Origin of the sequence: Streptomyces sp. ISL-66 (assembly GCF_018614135.1) — a bacterium.
In the GTDB taxonomy this organism is placed as follows: Bacteria; Actinomycetota; Actinomycetes; order Streptomycetales; family Streptomycetaceae; genus Streptomyces.
This window is the reverse complement of the sequence record NZ_JAGGOW010000034.1, coordinates 26,981-42,985: the sequence shown is the minus strand read 5'-3', so window position 1 is coordinate 42,985 and position 16,005 is coordinate 26,981. Positions and strand designations below refer to the sequence as shown.

The 16,005-nt window shown below is 72.4% G+C and carries 13 protein-coding genes and 1 pseudogene; 8 read left to right on the top strand and 6 right to left on the bottom strand.

The genetic code is table 11. The features are described from left to right. Nucleotides 1-174: 174 nt before the first annotated feature. Nucleotides 175-651: a hypothetical protein gene (locus J7E97_RS07560; protein ID WP_215023683.1), complete on the top strand. Its 477-nt coding sequence runs from the start codon at nucleotides 175-177 to the stop codon at nucleotides 649-651. Between the two features lie 165 nt (nucleotides 652-816). Here the strand turns inward: J7E97_RS07560 and J7E97_RS07555 are convergent, their stop codons facing one another. Beyond that, nucleotides 817-1,467 carry an HD domain-containing protein gene (locus tag J7E97_RS07555; protein ID WP_215023681.1) on the bottom strand — a complete coding sequence of 217 codons (651 nt, stop codon included), beginning with the start codon at nucleotides 1,465-1,467 and terminating at the stop codon, nucleotides 817-819. A gap of 240 nt (nucleotides 1,468-1,707) precedes the next feature. Here J7E97_RS07555 and J7E97_RS07550 point away from each other — a divergent pair, with 240 nt between their 5' ends. The 3 genes and pseudogenes from J7E97_RS07550 (at nucleotide 1,708) to J7E97_RS07540 (ending at nucleotide 3,832) form a co-directional block, all read left to right on the top strand. Next, complete coding sequence (locus J7E97_RS07550; RefSeq protein ID WP_215023679.1) at nucleotides 1,708-2,016, top strand: MiAMP1 family antimicrobial peptide; 309 nt, start codon at nucleotides 1,708-1,710, stop codon at nucleotides 2,014-2,016. 92 nt (nucleotides 2,017-2,108) lie between these two features. Further along, nucleotides 2,109-2,358, top strand: a pseudogene (locus J7E97_RS35620) (SDR family NAD(P)-dependent oxidoreductase); the annotation flags it as partial. A gap of 190 nt (nucleotides 2,359-2,548) precedes the next feature. Then, nucleotides 2,549-3,832: a hypothetical protein gene (locus J7E97_RS07540; RefSeq protein WP_215023677.1), complete on the top strand. Its 1,284-nt coding sequence runs from the start codon at nucleotides 2,549-2,551 to the stop codon at nucleotides 3,830-3,832. Nucleotides 3,833-4,005: 173 nt separating this feature from the next. Here J7E97_RS07540 and J7E97_RS07535 read toward each other — a convergent pair whose 3' ends face one another. The 4 genes from J7E97_RS07535 to J7E97_RS07520 all read right to left on the bottom strand — a co-directional run bounded on the left by J7E97_RS07535 (nucleotide 4,006) and on the right by J7E97_RS07520 (nucleotide 11,153). After that, on the bottom strand, nucleotides 4,006-4,608 hold the full coding sequence (locus J7E97_RS07535) for a TIGR03086 family metal-binding protein (protein WP_215023675.1): 603 nt from the start codon (nucleotides 4,606-4,608) through the stop codon (nucleotides 4,006-4,008). 561 nt (nucleotides 4,609-5,169) lie between these two features. Further along, nucleotides 5,170-5,916 carry a hypothetical protein gene (locus J7E97_RS07530; RefSeq protein WP_215023673.1) on the bottom strand — a complete coding sequence of 249 codons (747 nt, stop codon included), beginning with the start codon at nucleotides 5,914-5,916 and terminating at the stop codon, nucleotides 5,170-5,172. 259 nt (nucleotides 5,917-6,175) lie between these two features. Then, nucleotides 6,176-10,570 carry a hypothetical protein gene (locus tag J7E97_RS07525; RefSeq protein WP_215023671.1) on the bottom strand — a complete coding sequence of 1,465 codons (4,395 nt, stop codon included), beginning with the start codon at nucleotides 10,568-10,570 and terminating at the stop codon, nucleotides 6,176-6,178. Between the two features lie 7 nt (nucleotides 10,571-10,577). Further along, entirely contained in the window at nucleotides 10,578-11,153 is a 576-nt protein-coding gene (locus J7E97_RS07520) for a hypothetical protein (protein WP_215023669.1), read from the bottom strand. Between the two features lie 202 nt (nucleotides 11,154-11,355). Between J7E97_RS07520 and J7E97_RS36585 the strand changes: the two genes are divergently transcribed. Beyond that, nucleotides 11,356-11,478, top strand: coding sequence for a hypothetical protein (locus tag J7E97_RS36585; RefSeq protein WP_285427954.1), 123 nt, complete (start codon nucleotides 11,356-11,358; stop codon nucleotides 11,476-11,478). A gap of 578 nt (nucleotides 11,479-12,056) precedes the next feature. Here the strand turns inward: J7E97_RS36585 and J7E97_RS07515 are convergent. Further along, complete coding sequence (locus J7E97_RS07515) at nucleotides 12,057-12,833, bottom strand: maleylpyruvate isomerase family mycothiol-dependent enzyme (protein WP_215023667.1); 777 nt, start codon at nucleotides 12,831-12,833, stop codon at nucleotides 12,057-12,059. Nucleotides 12,834-13,113: 280 nt separating this feature from the next. On the opposite strand from J7E97_RS07515, the gene J7E97_RS07510 reads away from it, so the two are divergent. The 3 genes from J7E97_RS07510 to J7E97_RS07500 all read left to right on the top strand — a co-directional run bounded on the left by J7E97_RS07510 (nucleotide 13,114) and on the right by J7E97_RS07500 (nucleotide 15,886). Next, entirely contained in the window at nucleotides 13,114-14,100 is a 987-nt protein-coding gene (locus tag J7E97_RS07510) for an NAD-dependent epimerase/dehydratase family protein (RefSeq protein ID WP_215023665.1), read from the top strand. Nucleotides 14,101-14,324: 224 nt separating this feature from the next. Beyond that, nucleotides 14,325-14,732 carry a YciI family protein gene (locus J7E97_RS07505; RefSeq protein ID WP_215023663.1) on the top strand — a complete coding sequence of 136 codons (408 nt, stop codon included), beginning with the start codon at nucleotides 14,325-14,327 and terminating at the stop codon, nucleotides 14,730-14,732. 8 nt (nucleotides 14,733-14,740) lie between these two features. Further along, a complete protein-coding gene (locus tag J7E97_RS07500) occupies nucleotides 14,741-15,886 on the top strand; it encodes an RNA polymerase sigma factor (RefSeq protein ID WP_215023690.1) in 1,146 nt (381 codons plus the stop codon). Nucleotides 15,887-16,005: the final 119 nt, after the last annotated feature.

Sequence of the window (16,005 nt, the reverse complement as noted above, 5' to 3'; positions counted from 1 at the left end):
TCTTCGGCGGCCTGGGCGGCGGTGGCGGCGCCGGAGGCGGCAGCATCTTCTAACCCCTGAACCCCGGAACCGGATCGACGGGGTGGAGGCCCCCGGGCCTCCCCCCTCCCCCCACCCTTTCTCAGCCCCGTTCCCACAGGCAGCACCCCGTGATCACGAAATTGGAGAAGTCTCATGTTCACAAGCTCCTGGCAGCGTCCGATCATCCTGGCCGCCGCTTCCCTGGCCTTCTTCACCGGTACGGCGTGCGCCGCCCAGGCCTCGCAGTCCCACACCCCCACGGGCGCTGTCTCCTCGGCTCCGGCCGGCGACTCCACGCACTGCGCGGCGGGCGGCGAAGGCGGCAAGGGCGGAGAAGGTGGCAAGGGCGGCAGGGGCGGCCGGCCCGGCGAGCCCGGTGAACCCGGCAAGCCCGGCCGAGCCGGCTGCTTCCGCTTCGAAGACCTCCCCGACAAGACCGCGTCGGAACTGACGGTCGTGGACCGCGTACGCATCGTCGTGACCCTGATCGCCGACGACTCCGACAAGACAAGGGACAAGATCATCAAGAAGTACAAGATCTCCGAGAAGCAGCTCGACACCTGGAAGAAGAACTACGTCGACGGCGACTGGTTCGCCCTGATGGGGATCAACTCCCCCATCCCCACCTGAGCAGAGGTACGGGGCCTCTCGCACAGGATGCGCAGGGTGCGGCCCGGGGTCGGAGCGTCGGTGATGCGGTTGGTCAGCCGGAGCTCCGGCCCCGACCCATGACTCCATTCGCCGTCGGCCACACCCGGCCCCGCCCGCCACGGCCGAGGCGCAGGCCCTCGGGGGCTATTCGGCCCACGGGGAGTCCAGGACCGTGCGTACGAAGTTCCCGCGCTCGAAGCCCGGCACGTAGTGCGCGAGTACGTCGGCCTTGACGTTGCCGAACGTGGTCTCCGGTTTGGGCCGGATCCCGTCGGCGAAGGCCTGCAGGATCCGCTCCTTGAAGCCCGGGCGCGGGTGCAGGGCGACGACCGCGGCGCGGTCCGCCTCGTCGACGTCGTGGTAGCCGATGCCGAGGACGTCGTACTCGACGCCCGCCGTCAGCAGTGCCACCTCAGGCTCCATGAACTCGGGGATGCCCGGGGTCGTGTGCAGGGCGATGGCGGTCCACACGCGCCGGATGTCGTCCTCGGGCAGCTGGTGCGTCCGCAGGAAGCGGCTGGCCGCGTCGGCGCCGTCGACTTCGAAGCGTCGCCCGCTGCCGCGGAACGGCTCGCCGAGGCCGAGGTCGTGGAACATGGCGGCGACGTAGAGCAGTTCGGGATCGAAGCTGCGCTCCTGGTCGCGGCCTCGGAGGCTGCCGAAGAAGTACACGCGGCGGGAGTGGTCGTAGATCAGGTCGCTCACACTGTCCCGTACGAGCTCGGTCGCCTCTCGCGCGAGCTTGGAGTCCGGCACGCGCACTGTGGCGGGTACGGAGAATCCGTTTCCAGTCACTCTGATCACCTGGTCCTTTCGGCTGCCCTACCGGCCCCTCCGGCGGCACCTCCAGTCTCCGAGCCGAAAGATCGCCACACCATGACTATCCGGCTACGTATCCCACAGATACGGACAGCACCGAAGCGCCCGTGCGACTGCTCAGACGGTGGGAAGCGCGTCGTCAGCCGTGCACTGTGGGTAGCTGATTCACTACTCTCTGCATCGTTGTGTTGTCGATCAACGCTCAGGAGTCATGTCGTGAAGAGGTTTCCCGTCGCCCTGGCCGCCGCGGCCATGTCGGTCGTCGCTGCCGCCGGCAGTGCCGCGGCGTCACAACTCGTCGTCTACGAAGGCGAGGGCTACTCGGGGCGCAGCCACGTCATCACCGCCTGCGGAGCCTCCAATATCCCGTACCACGGGTCGTACAAGTGGTACGGCGACGGCCAGTCCGGGCGCATGTACAACCAGCCCAACGCTCAAGGCGTCGCCCACTTCACGCTCCCGTCCGATCGCAACGCGGGGCAGCGCACTCCGATCGGCTGGCGGAGCATTTTCATCGTCTGCTAGCCGCTGCCCGTGGGGGCGCCCCGGCCTTGCCCGGCCCTGGGAAACATCGGTACAACCATGGGCGCCTCACACGCCAAGGCCCGGACGCTCCCGTGCTCAAGACACACGGCCGGCTGGACGTCCTGGTCAACAACGCCGGCATAGTGCGCAGCGGCGCCCTCGGCACGCTGACGCCACAGATGATCTCGGCCGGTCTACCCGGCGACCAAGACCGCCCTGGAGCCGCTGCCCCGCAGCTGGACGGTCGAGTTGGCACCCCGCGGGATCCGAGTGGCGGCGGTTGCCCCCGGCGCGATCGACACCCCCATCGGTGAGGGCCCCCAACGACTACCGCATCTACGACGAGCGGGCCGTGGTGCGGGTTCGTAACATCCGCTACCCGCTGGTGGGTCACGTCTCGCTGCCGTTTTCCAAGGCCCGCAGCCGACTCGTACGCCTCGGTCCGTCGCACAGCGGGCCCCCACGAACACTCTTGACTGATCCTCATCCAAGGTTTGCGCCGACGAGTTGCGACGATCTAGATTTTCGCCGCATGACCATGTCACGCAGGACGATCATCAAGGGAATGGCTGCCGCGCCGTTCGTCACCGCGGCCGGCGCCGCCTTCGCCCCCGCCACGGCGCAGGCGGGAACCGTCACGCCCGGCCAGTTCACTCTGGCCGAGCGGACCTCGAACGCCTCGGGGCAGTTCGCGGACCACATCGCGGGCCTGGCCCGGTCCCTGCCCACGGCGGGGGTCTCCGAGGTGCTGGCCACCGCCAACCGCCCCGCGACCAAGCTCTCCTCGGCGCCGGCCGGCGTAGGCGGGCTCTCGCACGGCTTCACCTGGAACTCGGGCGACCAGGACGCGGTCGAGTGGATCCCGCAGGGGATCACCACGAGCGCCGACGCGCTCGGCGCCGGGCTGTGGCCCGCGGGCGGCAAGCGGGTGGTCCTGGTGTCGTGGTACTTCGAGACCGACCCGGACGAGGACCAGGTGGACGAGTTCGCGATCGACAAGGGCATCCGCCTCAGCTTCGTGGACTACAGTTCGGCCTCCGCGCCCGTGTACCGGCACGTCCTGCTCGTCGAGCCGGTCCGTGCGAGCGACGGCACCTACACCTACCAGCCCGTCCGCAAGCACGCGGGCGGGATCATGTGGTATGGCAACCGGCTGTACGTCGTCGACACGTACAAGGGCCTGCGGGTCTTCGATCTGGACCGGATGTTCGAGGTCAGCACCGGCCTCCCGGACGTCTGCGGGATGCACACGGACGGCCGCTACTACGCGTACGACTACCGGTTCGTCGCTCCGCAGATCGCCGCCTACGACAACACCGGCACCCTGCTGCGCTTCTCGGCGATCGGGCTCGACCGGGCGTCGAGCCCGGACAGCCTCACGATCACCGAGTACGCCGCCAGCCTGGACGCCCCCGTCGTGGACTACTCCGGGCCCGGGTGGAACGGCAACGGAACCCAGGTCAAGATGCCCAAGATCGTGCGGTGGCCGCTCGACTACACGACGCGCGGGCTCGCCTCCACCACCGCGACCGAAGCCGTCACGGTGCAACAGGGCAAGATCCAGGGCGTGGTCTCCCGCCAGAACAAGCACTACCTGTCGCGCAGTGACGGCCCTTCCTCCAACGGCTACCTGCGGACGGTCGCCTCCGGCACCGACACGCCCTCCACCGTAGTCCGGCTCGGTGTCGGCTGCGAGGACCTCAGCTTCCACAGCGGCACCACCACCGACTGGGCCTACCGCGAGTCCGTGATCTGGAACGTGAGCGAGTACGCGGGCCGGCGGTCCGTGTACGCCGTCTTCGCCGACGGCTCCTGACGGGTTCTGATCGGCGGCCGCGATCGGCAGTCGCGAGCGGCGGCCGCGACCGGTGATTCCGATGAGCTGTGGTGGGGGCCTTCCCCGACGAGACCGAGCCGAACGGGAAACCCCTCACGCCCGACCCCCGGAACGGCGGCGCGGGTCTGGCCGATCCGGCTCTCGCGCCTCCGTCACCGGGTCGTCGGCGGCGTCCAGCCCGGGTCACGTCCGCTCAGCCCGACGGCCCGGTCCAGCAGTGGGGCGCCGTCCCGTACGGGCACGACGGGTCCGAAGATGCCCCCGCCACGGCTCTCGTCCTCGGCGGCCGCCAGCAGGAAGGCGTGCGCGGCCTGGAGCGCGGACTGATCGGGTGCGTACTGCTGGCCGGTGGCCCGCGCCAAGTCCCAGCCGTGCACCACCAGTTCGTCGATGACCACCGCACCCGCGATGTCGCCGGGCAGGTCCACGCCGCCCGCGCGGGTCATGCCGCTCCAGGCGGCCGGATCCTCCCAGGCTTCGGCCAGTTCGCCCAGGACCCGGGGCAGTTCCCCGCGCCAGGAGGCGGGCAGCGAGGGCGCGGCCGAGCCGGGGGCCGTGTCGGTCGTGGGGCCCAGGTCCTTGCGGGCGGCATCGCGGAAAGCGACGGCGAGGCCCGCGAGGTGGCCCAGCAGGTCGCCGACCGCGTACTCGGGACAGGGCGTCGGGTCGGCGAGCCCGCCGTCGGGAACGCCCGCCGCGAGACCGGCCACGATCCGGGCTTGTGGCCCGAGGTCGAGAATCGTCGTTTCGGTCATCTGCCACTCCTCCGGGACGATGGGTCTGAAGGGTAGACCGGCGGCGGAGCCCGTTCTCATCGCGACGCGGACCGAAAATCCACCCGGCCGGGCAGCCCGCCCCCTACCGCGGATCGGTGGGCGCCCGGCCAGGACAACCCGCCTACCTGAGTCCAGCAAGGCCGCCAACGTCCGGGTGGAAAGCTGATCCGGATTCGGGTAACCATCTCGGTGGGCGCCCGGCCGTTTGGTGGGATTCTGGGTATCGGGCGTGTCGCCGTCGCAGTCGAGTCATGATCGCCATCGCGCCGGTTCGGCAGCAGCCGGTTCGGGAGTGGAGGGCCTGGACGCAAAGCCGCGCCGAGGCGCCGTCGGCTTGCCGGACGCCGCCCGATGGGGCGCGCAGATATGCGATGCCCTGGCAGAGGCCCACCATGCCGGAATCATGCACCGGGACATCAAGCCCTCGCCCGCGCCCGAGACGGCCCACACCGCCGTGAGCACGCCGTGGGGCGAGTAGCGTCACCGCTCCACCCGATTCGTGGATCCCCATCGGTCGAGCAGCCGGGGGCACCCGGCCGTTCAGGCCAGGGCGTTCCAGGCGGTGGTCAGCCCGTCCAGCCACGCGGGCGGCAGCTCGGCGGCGTCCCACTCCTCGCGCAGCGCCTGCGGCGCGGTGGCGAGGCGCTCCAGTACGGCGATGCTCGTGACGGAATGGACGAGCGAGAAGCGACCGTGGACCGTGATGGCGCTGCCCGGTCCGAACTCCGCGAACAGTCGCTCCAGCCGGTCCCGGTGAGCCCTGGCGAACGCCGTCAGCCGTCCGGCGTACGCGGCCCGCTGCCGGGGGCTCATCGTGCCGAGGACGGCGGTGAGCACCTCCTCGGTGACCTCCGGATCCAGTTCCGAGACCGCCGTGAACGACAAGTACAGGGGCGTGAGCGCCACTTTCGCCCGCTCGACCTCCATGCGCCCGGCGCGCGTACGTTCCCCCGTCCGGCCCTCCTGCCCGTCCGGGCTCACGACCCGCAGCAGGGCCCGCTCGGCGACTGCCCCGAGCTCCGCCAGCACCTCCCCGGCGCCGTCGAGCCAGCCCGACTCGTACGCCTCGCCCTTGTCCCCGGGCACGCTCCGGCCGCTGCCGCTGCCGCTGCCGCCGCTCAGCTGCTCGTGCGCGAGAGCCAGCGCCCCCGCTTCCAGGAGCCCGATCAGTTCCCGCGCGTCGTCAGCAGGGACCCCCGCCCGCGCGAGGAGCTGGAGCAGCGTCGTCCTCGCGTTGTCGACACTGACCTCGTCCGGCCACTGCCGTCCCTCGTCGGCCGTGTTCATCGCGTCCTCCTCATCGCTGCTGGTCCGGCCCCAGGTCACGATATCCCCCCGGCAACGAGTGGGGCCGAGGCAGCACGAAGCGGCTCTCCGAAGCCTCGTAGGACACCTCGATCCGGAGCCTCGGGAAGTCCGTCCAGATCCGATGAAGGCTATCGAGTACGCCAGTCAGGCACCGAGGTTCCGGTCCGGCCTCCAGTCCGGATCGGCCGCCGTGCAGCGGCCGTCACGGACGTGTGCAGATGACCTCGCGATCCGCCGCTCAGGACGCCGGCCGGCGGAGTCCGTCCACCGTGTCGGGCTCCGTGCCGTCGGGCGAGGTGCACCGCAGGGCGCGCTGGATCGCCGTGTGCAGGATCGTGACGGTGTCGGGGCCGAGGGCGTCGAGGAGCTGCTCGCAGCCGTGTTCCAGCAGGGCCGTCGCCTCCTCCCAGCTGTCGGTGACGGCGTCGTGGAACTGGCGGAGCGCGGCGGACGGGTGACGGGTCAGTTGCACGGGGAACAGCAGGTGGCGGGCCTGCTGGGGTACCCACGGCTGGCCCGTGGTCGGCACACCGGGGCGGGTGGTCTCCCGCAGCACGTCCGTGGGGTCGACCAGGTCGGTCAGGGCCGGGGACAGCGCGAGACGCGCGAGTGCGGCGAGCCGGGTGACCGGTGCCGTCCGCTCCGTCGCGGCGATCACCTCGGTGGCCAGTGCGCGCACGTGCTCGGTGTCGGCGGGGTGGACTTCCGCGGCGAACGCGGTCAGTTGGGCGGCGGCTACGACCCGGCCCTTGGCGATCAGGTCGCGGATCCAGGAGAGGGCAGCCGGCGTGGGGCCCTGCCCGCCGGCCGGTGACACCACTTCCGCGGCGGCCGCGTAGATCGGCTCCTGGATTTCGTGCGGCCGCGGCGAGGGGGGAACGTGAACGGGCTGGCCCGCGGCGGCCGCCGTGTGTTCGTAGAAGGCCGCGGCCGCCCGGGTCAGGTCGACGAGCAGATGGTCGCTGTCCGGGCGCCATTCGGATCCGAGCGTGCGCTCGTGCGTCTCCCGGGCCTCGGAGTCGTAGCGGGCCTTGCCCAGCATGCTGTCCGCGAAGGTCCGCGACGCCCGGGCGGTGCGGTGCAGTTCGAGGACGAACGACAGGAAAGCGGCGCCCGCCACCAGCTCGCGGGCTCGGTGGCGGAACGGGGCGGTCCGCAGGGCGACCTCGAAGCGCACGCGGTGGTCGGGGCGCTCGTAGGCCCAGGCCTCGGCGTCGGAATCGCCCGCGAGCCATTCGTAGGCGGGTACGGCGGCGAGCGCCTCGTCCAGCCTGTCCGACAGGAGCGCCTTCGCGCGCCGGTTCCGCGGGGTGGCGCAGCGGAGGAGTCCGGCCAGGCCGATCGTGTGCTCGTCCCAGTCGGTGAGGGCGTCCACGACGGCGGTGGCGCGGGGCAGGTGCCGCGGGTCCCGTCGTGCGAGGGCCTCGGCGAGGGTCCGGGCGGTGCGGCCCCAGCTGTAAGGGCCTAGCGAGACGGTGCGGACCACGTCGGCCGGGTCCCGATGGAAGTAGTTGTTGGCGCGCGCCGCCCACTCGTGGGTGCTGTTGTAGTGGTGGGCGACGGCCTGGAGGTAGGTGGGTCCGATCGGCATGGCGGGTCCGTCGGTGGCAGGCCGGTAGAAGCCGGACGGCCTGCCGCCCACCAGGGTCGGGACGCCTTCGTCGGCGCGCAGGCACTCGGCCAGGAGTGCCTGCGCCTGTGCGGTGTCTCCGCGGTCGAGGCACTCGTGGGCGATGCGGACCAGCGTGGAGTATCCGTCCGATGCGTAGCCACCACCCGCGGTACCGGCCAGTTCACGGGCCAGTTGGGCCGCTCGCGCGGTGTCGTACCGGATCATCTCGATGGCCAGCTGCTGGAGCTGGTGCGCGCGCATGCTCCGTTCGTCGGGGTCGTCGGCCGATGGGAGACCGTCGTAGGCGCGTTCCAGCATCCGGAGCGCGGCGCCCCGGTCGAAGGTGCCCAGGGCCGCACCCGCATGGATGACTTCGTGCCTCTCGGCGGCCACCACCCGGTCGATGAGGACGCGCGCCCGCTCCGTCTCGCCCCAGGAGGCGAGCAGCCGGGCCATGTGCAGATGGGCCAGGTTCGTGATCCCGTTCAGCGGTTGCTCCGCCACGCGTCGCAGCAGGTGGCGCGCCGTGTCGAAGTGGGCCCCGGCGGTCTCGGCCGCGGCGTCGACCAGCGCGTGGGCGAACCCCAGGGGGTCCCGGGGCTCTTGGTCCGCCTCGGCCCGCAGCGCGGCGAGGACCCGCTGCGTCTCGGTCCGGTCGTACGGGGCCCAGGCGGCCGCCAGCCTCGCCAGGCCGCGCAGCCGGGTGGTCTTGCTCGCCCTCGCCAGACCCGGCTCGGCCAGCCGCAGCAGGCCGGGAACCTCGGCGGCCCCGGTCCCGGCCCGCGCCGCGAGGTCGAGGTACGCGTTCGGCTGGTCCTGGCCTCGGTCGAGGCCCAGTAGGTTCATTCCGGCCGCGGTGGCGCTGATCGAGGCGATCAGGGCGCTCGCCCTGGCGGTGTCCTTCTCGGCTGCGGCGGCGGCGAAGTAGACGGGGTCCGGCGGCTCCTGGAATCCGGGCGCGCCCGTGCCGCGGTCGGCGAAGTCGATGTCCCAGGCGTGCCGCCACAGGCGCAGTGCCCGGTCCAGGTCGTACGGGGCCAGGCGTTTCGCGGCGGTGCGGAAGGGCTCGGTGGACCGCCAGACCCGCCCGTAGCGGTCCGTGCTCGGCGGGATGGCGTAGGCGGTCTGGATCAGCAGTTCCAGCAGATCGCGGCGGACGGGTTCGCCGTCGCCGGGCCGTGCGTGCTCCAGGATCGCGAACACCGCCTGGAACTGCTGGTGGGAGGGCTCCATGGCCGCCATGTGCTCCAGTGCCTCCTCGGTGCGTCCAAGGCGGGCGAGCAGTCCGAGGGTCGGCGGGGCCACGGTGCGGCTGGTGCTCAGGAGTTGGCGGCGGACGATGCCGAGGTACAGGACGGCCGGCAGGCCGGTCTCGAGAGTGAGGTGCTCGATGGCGTGGTCGGCGAGAAGGGCGGCGAGGCGTTGGAAGTGGCGGTGGTTGCCGAAGGTCCGCCGGATCGCCTCCAGCAGGCCGGGGCAGGCGAGTTCACCGACGGCCTCGCCTGCGATCGCGGGCCCGCTGAGCAGCGCGTGGTCCGCGAGGTGGAGCAGCCCGTAGCCGTCGACGGCGTCCCAGGGCACCTCGGCCCAGCCGCGGGCGGCGCCGCGGTAGTGGCGGACGATCCGCTGGTGCCATTCGACGGCGTCGATCCAGCTGTCGGGGTGGTCGTGGCGGGTCCGCTCGGCGGTGAGGAACTCCCCGATCGACGCGTGGTAGAGGCTCGTCCGGCCGTCCCGTTCGTCAAGGAGCCAGCGCACCCGGGCCAGGACGTTGCGTACGGCCCGGGGCCACACCCGCAGACCGGCGAGCGCGGTCAGCTGCTCGACGGTCAGCGGCTCCCGTGCGACGGCGAGGACGCCCAGGAGGGGCTGGCCGACGCCTTCCCAGGCGGGTGTCAGCGTATCGGCGGGGCCGCGGGGCTCGCGGACCTCCAGCATGCCGAGGCTGCCGAGGTCGGCGCGGGCGGTCTCGACGAAGTAGGCGTACAGGCCGGTCAGGCCGTGCGGGAGTTCGGCCAGGTCGAGCAGGCGGGCGGTGAGCCCGCGGTCCGCGGCGGTGACGGCCCCGGCCAGGGCGCGGGCGTAGGTCGAGAGGTAGAGGAAGTTTCCGCCGGCGCGGCGTACGACGTCGCGGTGGAAGGCGTCCGGGTAGAGGCCGGCGGCCTCGGCCGCGGCGCTGAGGGGCTCCGTCGACAGGACCTGGGCTGCGAAGGCGAGCAGGTCCTCGACGACCTGCGGGGAGGTGGGGTCGATCGGCAGTTCGGTGGCCCGGTGCCGCAGGGGCGCCAGGGCGGCGTGGGGCCGGGAGGTCATGACGAGCGTCACGTTGGGGGGCAGTTCGGGTCCCTGTGCCAGCCACCGCAGCAGGCTGGTGGGTGCGGGACCCGCGCCGAACTCGTCCAGGGCGTCGAGCAGGATCACGATCCTGGCCGTCGGATCCTCGGCGAGCAGGGCCTCCGCCGGGCCGATCAGTGCCAGGTAGGCCAGGTTGGCGGGTTCCAGGAGTCGTGGTTCGACGCCGGCGGTGCCGATCTCGATGCCGCTGACGGCTCCGGCCGCCTCGGTGACCCGCTGTTCCACGTGCAGGCTCGCGGTCCGGTAGAACGGTGAGACCTTCAGGTCGTCGATCCTGATCCCGACCACGCTGCCGTCGGGCAGGAGCGTATCGACGTGCTGACGGACCACCACTTCCAGGCGCTGCGGCTGGAAGAGGCCGGGGCGGTGGCGGGCGAGCTGGTGGCCGATCGCGAGGAGGAAGGACTGCACGTCTCCACCGGCGAGCGCGCTGCGACTGTCCCTCCGGGCGAAGTAGCGCAGCCAGTCGGGGTGGGCGCGGGCCAGACCGGCGAGCAGACTCGTCTTGCCGGCTCCGGGCTCGCCGGTGACCAGGAGATGGCTCTCCCTCGCCCGTTCGATCCGTTCCTGGAGCCAGCGGCGCTCGATGAAGTCGGATCCGGTGCGGGCGCGGACGAGGTCGTCGAAGTTCCGGTCGGTTCGGTCGGTTCGGTCGGTTCGGTCCACGGTGGATCTACCGCCTGGGCCGCTCGGTTCCGAGGTCCACCCCGATGACCTCTCCGCCCTGTCCCACCCGCTTCGCCCGCACGTGGCCCTCGATCGTGCCGGTCGCCTGCTCGGCGCGTACGGCGGCCACGTAGCCGGCCACCTCCTCGATCTCGACCCGGCCACGCACCACGGCCGACTCGCCCGGTCCGCCCTGCTCCCCCCGCTCCCCCTGGCCCCCCGACTCGTCAGGCTCTCCGGCGAAGAGCAGCGACGTGCCGTGGATCGCCTCCAGGACCCGGCGCAGGGCATCGACGCGGACCAGGAGGTCCCGGTCGGCGGGGGTCACGGGGTCGACGCCGCAGGCGTATTCGTGGAGATCTGCCCGCAGGCCCCGCAACGCCACCTCGAACCGCTCCACCAGGACCGGATCGGCGGCCGGCAACTCGTGCGGCTCTGCGACGACCGGCGGAGTGGGCGAGTCCGCCTCGGCCGCCCGCTCGCGGCGGCGCGCGAGCAGCGCGCCCGCCTGCTCGTAGAGGAACCTGACGCCTTCGGTCAGGGCGGTCGCCGTCAAGGCGGCGAGGGGCAGCTCGTCAGACACGGTCCGAGCCTAGCCAGAACCCTTCGCTCGCACTGTTCGATTGACGATACGTCACATTTCGTCGCCCTGGCACCTTTAGGCCCTCGGGCACCCGACCTGCCCGCACCTTCCACGTCTTCCCGCGAAGCCGGTGGCGGGGAGCGGCCAAGGGCGACCGGCACTTGCGGTGCGTCGAACCGGCCGATGCGGGCAGGAGCGCAGCATGACCTCTCAACACCTCACCTCGCTGGCCTTCGACTCCGCGCCCGGCCCCGCCTGGGTGCACCTGCTCGTCATGGCGTTCGCACTGTTCGTGCTCGTGCGCTCGCTCAACCGGCACCACTAGCGCCGCGGCCGGAGCCTCACCCCCGGGAGCCGTCACCGTACGGTGCCTCGCGCCGGCCGCGGCCTGCGGGACCCGTCAGCGGCCGCGCCCCGTCGGCTCGCCTTCCGTGGCCCGGGGCCGGGCCGACGAGGATGCGCGGCAGGGCAGGGCGCGTCCGGGTGTTCTCGGGGCGTCGCCTCGGTGACGGCGAGGTCCCAGGCGCGCCCGTCCGTACCACCGAGCCCTCGCCACGGCCCCCGAGGTCGGCATGCCTTCAGCCGGGGTTTCAGTCGGGGGGTTCCTGCACCGGGGGCGGCTCGCCGGGCGAGGGCTGATCGGGAGCCGGACGGGGCTCACGGGGCTCCGGGCCGGGATCCGCGGGCACCGGATCGCGGGGTACCGGATCGCGGGGCATGGGATCCGGCCGCTCCGGAGTGGAGCCGGGGCCTTCGGGTGGGCGTTCTATGGTCCAGTCCATGTGGTTCACCTCGAAGTGTTCACCTCGAGTGTTTCACCTCGGGTTGGCTTCCGCCGTGCGAAGTGCGGGGACGCGATCTGCTCCCGGGACCGGCCCACGGCGGCGACCGCGCAGATCGGGGCTAGAAGGCCGAGTGGGCGAACCAGTGGGCGAGCAGGTCGGGGTCGCCGAGGAGGTGGAAGGCACCGCTCCGATGGTCCAGGCGGCCGTAGAGGAGCAGGAGGAGGTCGGCGGCCGTCCCCCGGGCCGTGGCGTCCGCCGTGCGGGGCTCGGCGCGGTCGGCCATCAGCGCGAAGCCGTCGGGGCGCAGGCCGATCAGCCAGCCGCCCTCGCCGCCATCGCCGTCGCCGTCTGTGCAACTGAAGCGAATGGTCCGGTCAGGGGCGCGCAGCTGGGCGGTGAGCGGCGCGAAGGGGGCGGCGAAGGGGAGGTTGGTGAGGAACTCGTCGATGCCGTCGACCGCCAGTACGCGGTCGACGTGCGGTGAGAGCCCGAGTGCGAGTTGGGCGTCGACCCGGTGGACGAGGGTCTCGAAGAGCATGCGCCGGACCCAGAACCGGGCGTGCTGGTCCACTCTCCACGCCCACATCGGCGCGTTCAGGTCGATGGCGGCGAACACCTCGGCGGCCTCCGCCGCGCTCGCGGCGAGCCAGTCCGGCAAGGCGTCGGGGCGCTCCGGCAGCCGCAGGTCCACCTCACGGCTGGTCGGCGGCTGCTGGATGCGCCGGCGAAGCAGCTCCGTGAACCAGCGGTGCACGCTGCCGACGTGCTGCGTGAGGTCCCCGAGGGTCCAGCCGGGGCAGGTCGGCACCGTGGTGGAGGGATCGGCTCCCCTGACGACGGCGACGAATCCGGCGGCCTCGGCCGCGACGGCCGCTGCGTGCTGGGCGGGGTTCATTGGCTGTGCCCTTCCACTGATGGCGCTGTCCCAGGCGGCGAGACTGCTTAAGAGGTTAGATGATTGAGGTCATGAAGTAATTCGACGCTAATTCCCCACGGGCGAGCATGTCAACTTCCGGTCCCGCGCCGAAGCGGATCCCGGCGCCCGCTGTGCGCAGAGGGGGTCGGAGTCCGCCTCCTCAAAGAGGAACACCGAAACCACGACTTCCCCCGGCCGACCGCTCCGCTCTCGGCGAAGCGGGGGCCGGCAGCCGCAAAGCCCGTGTTCTAGTGGGCTGATGGACATCTTGGTTTTGGGTGGAACGGCATGGTTGGGACGCGAGATTTCGCGGCAGGCGCTGGAACGCGGCCACGGCGTGACGTGCCTGGCTCGCGGCGAGAGCGGCGAAGTGACCGAGGGCGCGGCGCTGGTCGCCGCGGACCGGCGCGATCCGTCGGCGTACGAAAGCCTGGCGGGCCGGGACTGGGACGCGGTGGTCGAGGTGTCGTGGCAACCCGGCTTCGTACGCGGCGCGCTGGCGGCGCTCGGTGACAGAGCGGGCCACTGGTCGTACGTGTCGTCGGTCAGCGCCTACGCCTCACACGCGCAGCTGGACGCGGACGAGTCGACGGCACTGCTCCCGGCGGCCGAGCGCGACGAGGTCGACCGCGAGGAGTACGGGGAGGCCAAGGTGGCCTGTGAGGAGGCCTCGGCGGCCGCGGTGGGCGACCGGCTCCTCATCGCGCGGGCAGGACTCATCGGCGGCCCCGGCGACCACAGCGGCCGCACCGGCTACTGGGTCGGCCGAGCGGCCCGTGCGCCGCTGGCGCCCCTGCTGGTGCCGGCGTCTCCCGGCCTTGCCACGCAGGCGGTCGACGCGCGGGACCTCGCGGCGTGGCTGCTCGACTGCGCGGAGAAGCGGACGACCGGGACGTACGACGCGGTCGGCCCGGTCGTGCCCTTCGGAGAGTGGGTCGCTCTCTCCCGGGAGATCGGCGGGCATACCGGGGCGGTGGTGGAGGCCGACGCCGACTGGCTGCTGGCGCAGGGCGTGGCGGAGTTCATGGGACCGGAGTCGCTCGCGATGTGGGCGGCCGATCCGGACTGGGCGGGCTTCAGTGCCCGAAGCGGTGCTGCGGCCGGAGCGGCCGGGCTGCGGCACCGGCCACGGGCGGAGATGCTGGCCGACACCCTGCGCTGGGAGCGGGAGCAGGGCCTGGACCGGCCGCGCCGGGCCGGCTTGAGCAGTGAGCGGGAGCGCGAACTCCTGAACGCGTTGGGATAAGGAGACCAGGAGGGGTCGGGCGCGCGCGGGGGGCCGGACGGGCCGTGCCGGCGAGGGCCGCGAGGCGCCCGCCCGACCCATCCAGAGCCGTCCAGAGCCGTCCAGCCCCGTCCGCGAGACCCGAAAAAAATAGTTCCGGCGATGATGTCGAGAACCCGTGGCCGGCTCCGTCCCCGCTGCGAAGGCGACCAGAACGGGTCGCACCGGTACCGAGGAGAAATACGATGGCCAAGTACCTGCTGCTCAAGCACTACCGCGGCGCCCCGGCCGCGGTCAACGACGTGCCCATGGCCCAGTGGACCCCGGAGGAGATCTCGGCCCACATGCAGTACATGCAGGGCTTCGCGGACCGGCTCGAGAAGACCGGCGAGTTCGTCGACGGTCAGGCGCTGGCCCCCGAGGGAACCTTCGTCCGCTACGACGGCGAGGGGCGCCCGCCGGTCACCGACGGCCCGTTCGCCGAGACCAAGGACCTCATCGCCGGCTGGATGGTGATCGACGTCGACAGCTACGAGCGCGCCCTCGAACTGGCCGGGGAACTGTCGGCCGCCCCCGGGGCGGGCGGGAAGCCGATCCACGAGTGGCTCGAGCTGCGCCCCTTCCTGACCGCGCCGCCCACCATCACGGAGTGAGCGCCGAGGTGAACGAGATCCTTCTCCGGAGCCTCACACCGAACGTGCTCGCGATCCTCGTCCGCCGCGGAGCCGACTTCGCGGCGGCCGAGGACGCCGTACAGGACGCGCTGGTCGAGGCGGTCCGCGTCTGGCCCACCGATCCCCCGCGGGACCCGAAGGGCTGGCTGATCACCGTGGCCTGGCGGCGCTTCCTCGACGCGACCCGAGCGGACACCGCTCGCCGTCGGCGCGAGGACCTCGTCGACGAGGAGCCGGCCCCCGGGCCCGCGTCCACGGTGGACGACACGCTCCAGCTCTACTTCCTGTGCGCCCACCCGTCGCTGAGCCCGTCGTCCGCGGTCGCCCTCACGCTGCGCGCGGTCGGCGGCCTGACCACCCGCCAGATCGCCCAGGCCTACCTGGTCCCCGAGGCGACCATGGCGCAGCGCATCAGCCGGGCCAAGCGCACCGTCTCGGGCGTGCGGTTCGACCGGCCCGGCGATGTCGCCACCGTGCTGCGCGTCCTCTACCTGGTCTTCAACGAGGGCTACTCGGGCAACGTCGACCTGGCCGCCGAGGCCATCCGGCTCACCCGGCAGCTCGCGACCCAGGTCGACCACCCCGAGGTGGCGGGGTTGCTCGCCCTCATGCTGGTCCACCACGCCCGGCGCGCCGCCCGGACCGCCCCCGACGGCAGCCTCGTGCCGCTCGCGGAGCAGGACCGCGGCCTGTGGGACACCCGGTCGATCGCCGAGGGCGTCGCCATCTTGCAGGTGGCCCTCGCCCGCGACCGCTTGGGCGAGTTCCAGGCCCAGGCCGCCATCGCGGCACTCCACGCCGACGCGCGGACCGCGGAGGAGACCGACTGGGTGCAGATCGTCGAGTGGTACGACGAACTCGCGCGCCTGACCGACAGCCCGGTCGTCCGGCTCAACCGCGCGGTGGCCGTCGGCCAGGCCGACGGACCGCGCGCCGGCCTGGCCGCCCTCGCGGCGCTGGACGAGGCACTGCCCCGCCACACGGCGGTGGCGGCGTACCTCCACGAGCGCGACGGCGACCTGGCGACGGCGGCACTGCTGTACGCCGAGGCGGCCCGGAAGGCGCCCAACCTCGCCGAGCGCGACCACCTGACCCGCCAGGCCGCCCGGCTCAACGCCCTCGGGAATCGCTGACCAGTCGGCTCGGAGCGGAAGTGCGCCCTCGCCCGTGCGATGCGTGCGTGGGGGCGCGGGCTGGGCGGGCGGTGCGTTGTCCCGCGCACAGCGCGCGCACAGCCGCTCGCGCACCGCCA